4 protein-coding genes are annotated in these 8,755 nt (G+C 49.0%); 1 reads left to right on the top strand and 3 read right to left on the bottom strand.

Annotation, left to right across the window (positions count from 1 at the left end):
- From NG795_RS24630 to NG795_RS24620, 3 genes are all read right to left on the bottom strand, one after another.
- Positions 1-3,525 (bottom strand): beta strand repeat-containing protein (locus NG795_RS24630; protein ID WP_367291260.1); only part of this gene is annotated, 3,525 nt, incomplete at its 3' end.
- A 319-nt stretch (positions 3,526-3,844) separates the two neighbouring features.
- Entirely contained in the window at positions 3,845-4,018 is a 174-nt protein-coding gene (locus NG795_RS24625; RefSeq protein WP_367291259.1) for a hypothetical protein, read from the bottom strand.
- Between the two features lie 350 nt (positions 4,019-4,368).
- A complete protein-coding gene (locus NG795_RS24620; protein ID WP_367291258.1) occupies positions 4,369-5,469 on the bottom strand; it encodes a tocopherol cyclase family protein in 1,101 nt (366 codons plus the stop codon).
- Positions 5,470-5,971: 502 nt separating this feature from the next.
- On the opposite strand from NG795_RS24620, the gene NG795_RS24615 reads away from it, so the two are divergent.
- Positions 5,972-8,563 carry a diguanylate cyclase gene (locus tag NG795_RS24615; protein ID WP_367291257.1) on the top strand — a complete coding sequence of 864 codons (2,592 nt, stop codon included), beginning with the start codon at positions 5,972-5,974 and terminating at the stop codon, positions 8,561-8,563.
- Positions 8,564-8,755 lie beyond the last annotated feature (192 nt).

Raw genomic sequence — 8,755 nt, 5'->3', positions numbered from 1 at the left:
TGCGGTGAGGGTGACATTTCCCGCAGTTCCCCCACTGGAGTAGGAATTCAATTCGCCACCACTGGCATCGATCGCGCCTGTGGTGCTGGTAATCGCGATACTCCCACCTTGTTGCGCCCCTTCGGAACGAATCCCGTTGGTGGTAATATCGCTATTGGCACCCAGGCTGAGTGTACCTGCGTTTCCAGTTTCTGAGAAAGAGTCGAGAGAACCGGGCGCGGCGATCGCGCCCTCGCTGCTATTTACGGTAATGTTCCCGCCTTGGGTATATCCCTCGGAACGAATCGCACTGCGACTGGCATCGCCACCCAAAGTCAGGCTATTGGCTACGGAAATCGTCACATCTCCGGCTGCACCTCCACTTGAATACGAGTTAATGGTTGCCGCACCCACATCCAACGTACCGCCACTGGTAATATTTATCGCTCCTCCTTGTTGTGCTGCATAAGAAGCGAGGTGATTGCTGCTAATATTTCCCTGGGGTACATTTAGGGTAATAGTCCCCCCATTGCCGTTTGACGACACCGAGAAAATTACGTTGGTTGTGATATCTCCCAAGGTGCTGTTGAGGGTGACATTGCCGCTATTGGCCCCTCCCAACGAGCTAATGTGACTGGTTGTAATTCCATTCGGTGCCGAGAGAGTAATGTTTCCTCCGATGCCATTGGGAGCATAGGCATCCAGGTTGGCAAACTTTGATGAAAAGCTATTGGAAATGTCTTCGATCGCCGCATCAGCAGAAATTATGGCTTCTCCCGATAACGTTCCCCCCGCCGTGGTATCGATCGCGCCAGAATTGCTGGTGATGCTGATATTGCCGCCTTTTGTGGTTTCATCCCCAATTGACCAACTTCCGATATAATTGGTGACAATATTTCCCTGTGCTTGAAGCGTTACATTCCCCGCATTGCCATTATCCGAAGTAGAAATTAACGTCCCAAGGCTGGTATCAATTTCACCGGCATTACTCGTCAGGGTAATGCTTCCTCCCTGTTCCCAGCCTTTGGAACTAATCTCAACCGTGGTAATGTCGGTATTGGCGGTTAAAGCGACATTTCCAGCAATCCCATCATTGGAGTAAGAGTTGAGGGAACCCTCGGTGGCGATCGCGCCAGTATTGCTATTGATGGTAATATCTCCGCCTTCTGTATAGCCTTCGGAGCGAATCGTAGATGTGGTAATATTCCCCGGTGCTGTGAGGGTGACATTTCCCGCAGTTCCCCCACTGGAGTAGGAATTCAATTCGCCACCACTGGCATTAAGCGCGCCTGTGGTGCTATTGATGGTAATGTTACCGCCCAAATTTTGTCCGTCAGAAGAAATCTCCGAGGTGACAATATCTCCCAGAGCGGTTAGGGTAACATCTCCCGCATCTCCACCATTGGATTGAGATTGTAGATTTCCCACTACAATGCTCCCCGCTGATGTAGTTAGGTTAATATTTCCCCCAGTCAGATTTCCCGCCGAATGGATATTTCCAGTGCTAATATTTCCTGCCCCCGAAATTGCGATCGAGCCTCCATACTTAGCATCAGCAACTCCTGGATTACCCGCATTGAGATTTCCTACCGAAATATTGCCCCCGGTGATGATAATAGGTGCCCCTCCCTGAAACTCCCACAACGGCACGTTGGCAAATGTTTCTATACTTCCAGTTTGAATATTGCCCCCATTAGCATTAATATCAACGGTGCCTCCATTGCCGTTATAGTAGGTTTGCGCTTCTAAATTACCCGTTACAATCGTGCCGCCGGTTCCCGTGAGTTCTAGGATAATAGATCCGGCGTCTCCATTAGCGCTAATACTTCTAATGCCACTGACATTGATACTGTCTTTCGCCGTTAAGGTAACATTTCCACCCGGGCCATCTGCATTCGGCCTGACTTCCGTGCGGATTGTACCAGCCGTAATGTTGACGCCATAAATGCTTACGTCTCTTGTTGCTGCTAAAATGCTATCCCCTTGATTCATGGAGAATGAGCCAGATCCATCGCTATCAGCATCTGCATTAAAGGTAATGTCACCCCAACCGGATGCAAAGGTTAATTCGTTATCGCTTAAATCTTCAATGGTGATATCATTAGTCGCTTCTAAGGTAACATCGGCATAGCCATTGATGCTTTCGAGGGCTTGTTCAGCAATGGTGAAAGTCCCGCTGCCATCGGAGGCAAAAATTTGATTGTCCGAAAGCTCACTATTGTTTGCTCCTCCAGGTCCATTTTTAATAATAATATTTTCCGGATCCAGCAGTAAGGTTCCTAAGTTGCCATTCGGCGCACTCAAATCTACATTTCCTCGAAATATTAAGTCTTGTTTACCGGATACTTCGACAAATCCGCCATTGCCACCCGCTGCACCGCCTCGGGCGGTAATGTTCCCATAAAAGCGGGTTGTATCATCGGCCCATAAAATCACTCGTCCGCCATCTCCGACGGTTCCGGCATCGGCATTCAGGGTGGAATCGCTACTGACGAAGGTGTATAAGGCGGTGGGGATGGGACCTTGGCCTTGATATTCACCGCCGAGGAGGATTGTGCCTCCCCCCTGGATGCCCGAGGCGTTAATCTCACCGGCGATCGCCCCGACTTTTTCACCCAAGACTTGGACGGTCCCGCCGGTTTCGCCGGATACATCGAGGGTACCCGAGGCGATCGCCGTTCCCCCTGTCATCGGAACTGCGGGTCCCGAACTCGTCAGGGCGATCGTACCATCAGGGTTCACCTGCACCTGATTGGCATGAGTCGTGGCACCCCCCGTGAGAAGTTCCGGCAATGAAACCGGCATCAGGGAGGTGGGGTGACTCTGTGCATTGCTCACCTCTAAACTGAGCAAATGTCCCGCCTGAGAAATCCGAACCAGACTTTCTCCGGGGACTGCCGCTAGGGTAATGGTCCCACCGGGACTAGAAAGGGTGCCACTGTTGAGGACGTTACCCCCTAATAAGCTTAAATTCTGTCCCGGTTGTAAGGATAAATTACCGAGGTTGACAATACTCCCAGGTTGTGATAATGAAAAATTAAAAGCACTGGGGGTTCCCACCAGTGCCGCATAATTGTTATCCCCAACTCCGTTAAACCAAGACTCTCCGAATCCAATCCCGGTGGCGGTGGTGGCGGTAAAGTCCCCCATGACATTGAGTTGGGCATTGGCACCAAATAGGATGCCTGCGGGATTCATTAAAAATAGGTTGGAGTTGCCTCCAGTAATTTGAATTAAGCCATTAATATAAGAACCATCACCCCCGACAACTCGTCCGAGGATGTTGCGAATTTCTGGGTTAGATAAAAAGTTGGCAATTTGGCCCTGAGATAACCCGAATTGCTGGAAACTGTGGAAGAGATTGGCTCCATCTTGACTCAGGGAACCTCCGCTGATATCAAGGCGATCGCCCTCCGGGGTGACCACCGTATTAGTCCCATCGGCTGCCGGTGTGATGGGTTGTGCCCTAGTGGGGGTTATCGGAGATAAGCTGCCCAGGAGGGAAAAAATAACTAACCACTGAAACGTGATTCCATCGAGTTTCATCGTCTAAATCTCTCGGGATGCGATTGGAACAATTAGAATATGTTTAGAATCGGCAGAGTTAATACCAATTCCTTCCCCTGATCTCTGGACTTCGGATCTATTCCACCCAATGGAACAAGGGTTGCAAGCTAATGGGGTTAATTCCGTCAGGAATCTGATGAATGAACGACAAGCTGCATCCCGATTTCGTCCTTTAGATGGATGGCAATTGTAGTAGATAGTTTTAGCGTATCCGGATTTCTGTGCCATCGCTTCAGTAAAATTACGGACATTCCCTTCCGGAGCAAGGGTCTTCACGATAACTTTATATTCGGTTCGTCTACCAGGGATTGCCAATTAAGGTAAAACTGGACCCAACGTAGGGGAGAGAGATTGGCGGGTTTGTTTTGCGCCAAAGTTGAGGGGAGAGGAAGACGACTGAACGGAATAGCCGGGTATAAATCCCTGCCGCTTCCAGTTCCAAGGCGATCGCAGCAATCAGGCATTGATACAATGGGGGGGCTGATTTTAAATAATACGGAATCCGGTTGTGATAGGTCTATAAAAATCCACACCCTCAAGGGTGGGGCGTTTGCGGACAAAGCCCGAGAAGCGCGGGCTAAAACCGAAAACCGACTTTTACTAACCGGATTTGGTATAAAGTGTATTTCCCTGATCACGAGGATTAGTGAGACTACCCCGAAACAGGAGGGCAAGTGGATAACTTTTTAATGCGGTCAGTTCACGACGGTTTGACGAATCGGTTCCCCTTCTGGGATAAAGAGATAAAGATGAGCTATTCTAATTCCTGAGTGCCCTAGGGGGGAATCATCAAGAGAACTGGCTGAATGATTCCCGGGTTGCTTAGGCCGATCGCCAGGTTTCTGTCCAAGGACCGCCGCCGGTTTCGACGCCACAGAGGGAACTGGTGGCCCGGAAAATTACCTCCGAAGGATTGCCGAGGCGCGATCGCAGGGTGAGAGTGAGGTGACCCTGCATGGTATCCCGGCAGACAAAGGTTAATCCCTCTTGGGTGGGTGCCCGCAGGCGCGTTCCCGGTTGATCCGTGGTGGCGGTGAGTTCTACGGTAAAGCGATCGTTACTCGCCTGCATTTGCCACCGACCCCAAGGGTCAATCTCCCAACTCACTTGAGCATTCCAGGGGACAAATTCATAAAACTGGCCCCGATAATGGATGCAAATCAGGGCCACGGACTCCATCCACCACAGGACCCCCCGGCGTCCCCCCCCAGCGGTTAACGCCAGGTCCGGTTCATCGTCAAAACAGTTACAATTGACCCAAAACCATTTTTCGGGAAAGGCACCTCCCCAGTTTTTCTCGGCGTAGGCAGGGGCATTGGCAAATTCATAGCGCTTGCCGTTCCAGTCGATCCACCCGGTTGCCAAACCGTGGGCCATCAAAATCTGCCAACCGGGTTCAAACATCGGTAAAAATGAGAGTACCCCGGCGGTTGCTAACTGACCCCGGTGGCGATCGCCCCATCCGTAGATCGGGGAAATGGCATATTGCCACTCGCAACGCTGTCCCGTTCCGGGGTCGCACAATTTGCCCTGATGCCAAGTGGCGGTTCCTTGATAACCTTGTTCAATGTAGCGATCGAACTCATGGGGAGATAAATAGTCTGGCGGGTAAGGTAACTCGGTTTTTCCCCAGTGACCCAGGGCTAAACTGTTAGACCAGGCCCAAAATCCTTTAACATCGGGAAAGGTCCGGCATAAATACTCATCATCCGGCCCTAAAATTTGAGCACCCCCCCCACTATAAGGGGAACCCCCTGCGGGGTCTTCGATAGAATACATAAAGGCAAAAGTTTGGCGGTCCGTGGGTAAGGTGACCCGATAATACCACCCTTCAAAAAACCGGCGTGGACTACTATTCCAATGGTATCCACTATGGGGAGTTTGGCGTTCTAGTCTGGTCATACTGGGTTGGTCGGGGGTCATCCTTTTTCAGTTCCTTCGCCTTGAACAAAAATTCGATTTTATGCTTTATTTTACCGGGCAATTATAGCAAAAAATATAGCCTGAAAAATAAATTTTGTTTAAAGCAATCGAGTGTAGGATTCCGGTGAAGGATTAGACCGCTTGCCGGATTAATGAAGAGACCCCCTAGCCCCCTTGTAGCAAGGGTTGGATGAGAAGGAGGCAACAAATCTATTGAAATCCAGATTCCAGGCGAGTTCAAACATGAAGCGACATATTTTTCTGTGGCTCTACAATTTCAATCTAAAATAAGATAAACTAGCAATCAGTACCCGCCAAACCGATGAGTTGATTCGAGAGGGTCACCTCGGAAAAAAGCGATAGGGCAACCGGAGAGACTGGCGCGATCGCCACCGGGTCAGAAGGCGGAGGGTACAGAATCTGCGATCGCCTTGAAGAGCAGAGTAGCAGAAGATTGAGGGTTGGTCGGCAGCATGATTCTGATGGGACTAAGGGAAAGTCGATGCTCGAAGCAAATCGTTTGTTATGTTCGTTCGATATAGAATCTGCAATTGACCGAAATGTCCAGATTGTTTCGGCAGATACACCCTTGATTGAGGCGATCGCATTCATGAGGAATCAGGGGCGATCGCCACAGGGAACAGTCCCTCCCTCCCAGCCTACCGCTGAATCATTCCCGGGGCAAGAGGGAGCAGAACCTTGTCTCTTTATTGTTGATGAACACAAGGGCATCAGTTTATTAACTCCCCGCAATATTGCCGAGTATTTAGCCACCCAAAAATCCTTTAAAAAAACCACAGTGGCAGCGGTCATGCAGAAGTGTTTAATCGCTATTAAAGAGTCAGACTGTCGCGACATTCAGATAATTCTTAATTGGTTTCAACAGGGGATTTACTACCTTCCCATTCTCAGCGATTCCAGTAACAAAATTGTCGGATTTCTCACCCCTTCCAGACTGATGCAAAGATTTTATATTTCTCAGGCCAGCCCGTTTATTGATAACTCTATCCATGCCAAACATCAGGAATCTGGAGAATCCAAACCTCAGCCTCGCCCTAAAAAAAATTGGATTTCAACTTTTAACCCCTTATCAAAATCGCGGTTAATTTGCTATAAAAAACGCCCCCAAGAGCGTCAGGGTCATCGCATAAAAATCATTCCTTATATTAAACGGGTCTCAAAGGAAACTTTTCCCAAAAAAACAACAGAATCGGTGAATAAAAAAGCCTTGACAAACAACAGCCCATCGGGAATATTTGACCCTGTTATTGCCTCAGTTGATTTAAGCAATTATTCAGAAATTTTATCTCAAAAAGAAGTAGATTTAATTTTGGTATTATCGGCAATAAATGACCTGATTTTAATTATTGAACCCCGGGGAAAAGCTATCAAAGTCGCGCCCACTCATCCGGCCTTAGTCCAATCCGAAGAAAATTCTCAATTAATGAGCCAGATCGGGGAATTTTTTTTTAACGGGTCCCAATCTGAAACCTTTTTAGGCCCCATTCGCCAGTCCCTGCAAACCCAAACCCCGATTCAATTTGATTATCTGTTAACGCTAGGAAACGAGGAAAAGCGATTTACTGCCAGTATTTCCCCGCTATCTAACCACTCTGTAATCTGGGTGGCGCGGGATATGACCGAGCACCACCAGATGGTTCAAGCCTTGCAACATTCAGAATCCTTGCTGGCTGGGGTTTTAAATAGTTCTTTGGATGGTATTATGGCCTTCAAAGCTATCCGAAATTGTGAAGGAACCATCATCGATTTTCAGTGGCTAACGATTAACCCTACTGCCGAGAAAATCGTCGGACGCCGGAGAGAAGAGGTTCTCGGGAAATATCTGCTGCAAGAAATGCCGGGAAATCTGGAAAGTGGATTATTTGAACGTTACGTTGAGGTGGTCAAGACTAATCAAACCCTAGAATTAGAATTTTATTACGACCATGAAGGAATTCAGGCTTGGTTTAAAATGATGGCGGTTAAACTCGATGACGGATTTACCGTAACCTTTCGCAATATTACCGAGGATAAGCAAGCCGAGGCTACTTTGCAACAAGCCAACGATAAGCTGATTCGGTGGGTGGAAGAACTGAAACAACGGAATCGAGAAATGGCTTTATTGGGGGAAATGAATGAGTTGTTGCAAGCCTGCGAAACTTTAGAGGAAGCCTACAAAGCGATCGGGCTAAAGCTGCCTCAGTTATTCCCCTCCTGTTGCGGAGGACTCGCGGCGATCGACTCTTTTAAAAACCGAGTGGAAACAGTTGCCACTTGGGGAAAACTTCCCGGTAGTAAACCTTGGTTTGCCCCCCATGAATGCTGGGCTTTGCGAAGAGGGCGATCGCATCGGGTAGACAATAGTCCGTTCAGTTTATTTTGTGACCATTTCCACCCCCACCTTTCCCCGGTAGAATCCCTCTGCATTCCCATGATGGCCCAGGGAGAAATCTGCGGATTGCTGTATTTAATTTCCAGTCCTCCCGGACGATTAAGCGAGGGCAAGCAACAGTTAGCCCGCACCGTTTCCGAACAAATTGCCTTAGCCTTAGCTAATATTAAACTCCGAGAAACTCTCCATACCCAAAGCATTCGCGACTCCCTCACCGGACTGTTTAATCGTCGTTACCTCGAAGAAACCCTAGAAAGAGAACTCCAACGAGCTCACCGTCAGGACCAATCCCTCGGTATCATCATGATTGATATTGACCATTTCAAACATTTTAACGATACCTTCGGCCATGATGCCGGGGATGCGGTATTGCGACAAGTGGGAGAATTATTAATGAAAAATATTCGCGGGTCAGATATTGCCTGCCGCTACGGAGGGGAAGAATTAACCTTAATTTTACCCGATGCCACCTTATCAGAAACCTATCGTCGCGCCGAACAAATCCGGGAAGCCATTAAAAACCTAGCGTTAGAACATCGCGGGGAATTATTGGGAATCATTACCGCTTCTTTAGGAATTGCTTGCTTTCCCACCGCAGGGGTCACCGGAGATGACCTGATTCGGGCCGCCGATATGGCCCTCTACCGCGCCAAAGCCCTCGGACGCGATCGGGTGGTCACCGCAGGCAGCTATCCCATCTAAACCCTTGACCCCTCTCCCCATCTGGATGGGTTACCACTGAAAGCAACACCCGGCCCCCCATCGTTCAAACACCCGGCGGGGGATAAATCCCCCGCCTAACAGCTAAAGTCGGTTGAAACCGACTGAAAGCGCCTCTACTGCGGGGGTTTCACCCGACTGAAAGTCTTATCCAGTGGTTTTTTTAGTCGTCTT

It is taken from the genome of Laspinema palackyanum D2c, from assembly GCF_025370875.1.
GTDB lineage: Bacteria > Cyanobacteriota > Cyanobacteriia > Cyanobacteriales > Laspinemataceae > Laspinema > Laspinema palackyanum.
Note: the sequence above shows the minus strand (reverse complement) of the source record. Positions and strands in the feature narration are given on the sequence as shown.

Coding starts and splice junctions, on each gene's coding strand:
- NG795_RS24620 (WP_367291258.1), bottom strand. CDS start 5,469: ATGACCCCCGACCAACCCAGTATGACCAGACTAGAACGCCAAACTCCC.
- NG795_RS24615 (WP_367291257.1), top strand. CDS start 5,972: ATGCTCGAAGCAAATCGTTTGTTATGTTCGTTCGATATAGAATCTGCA.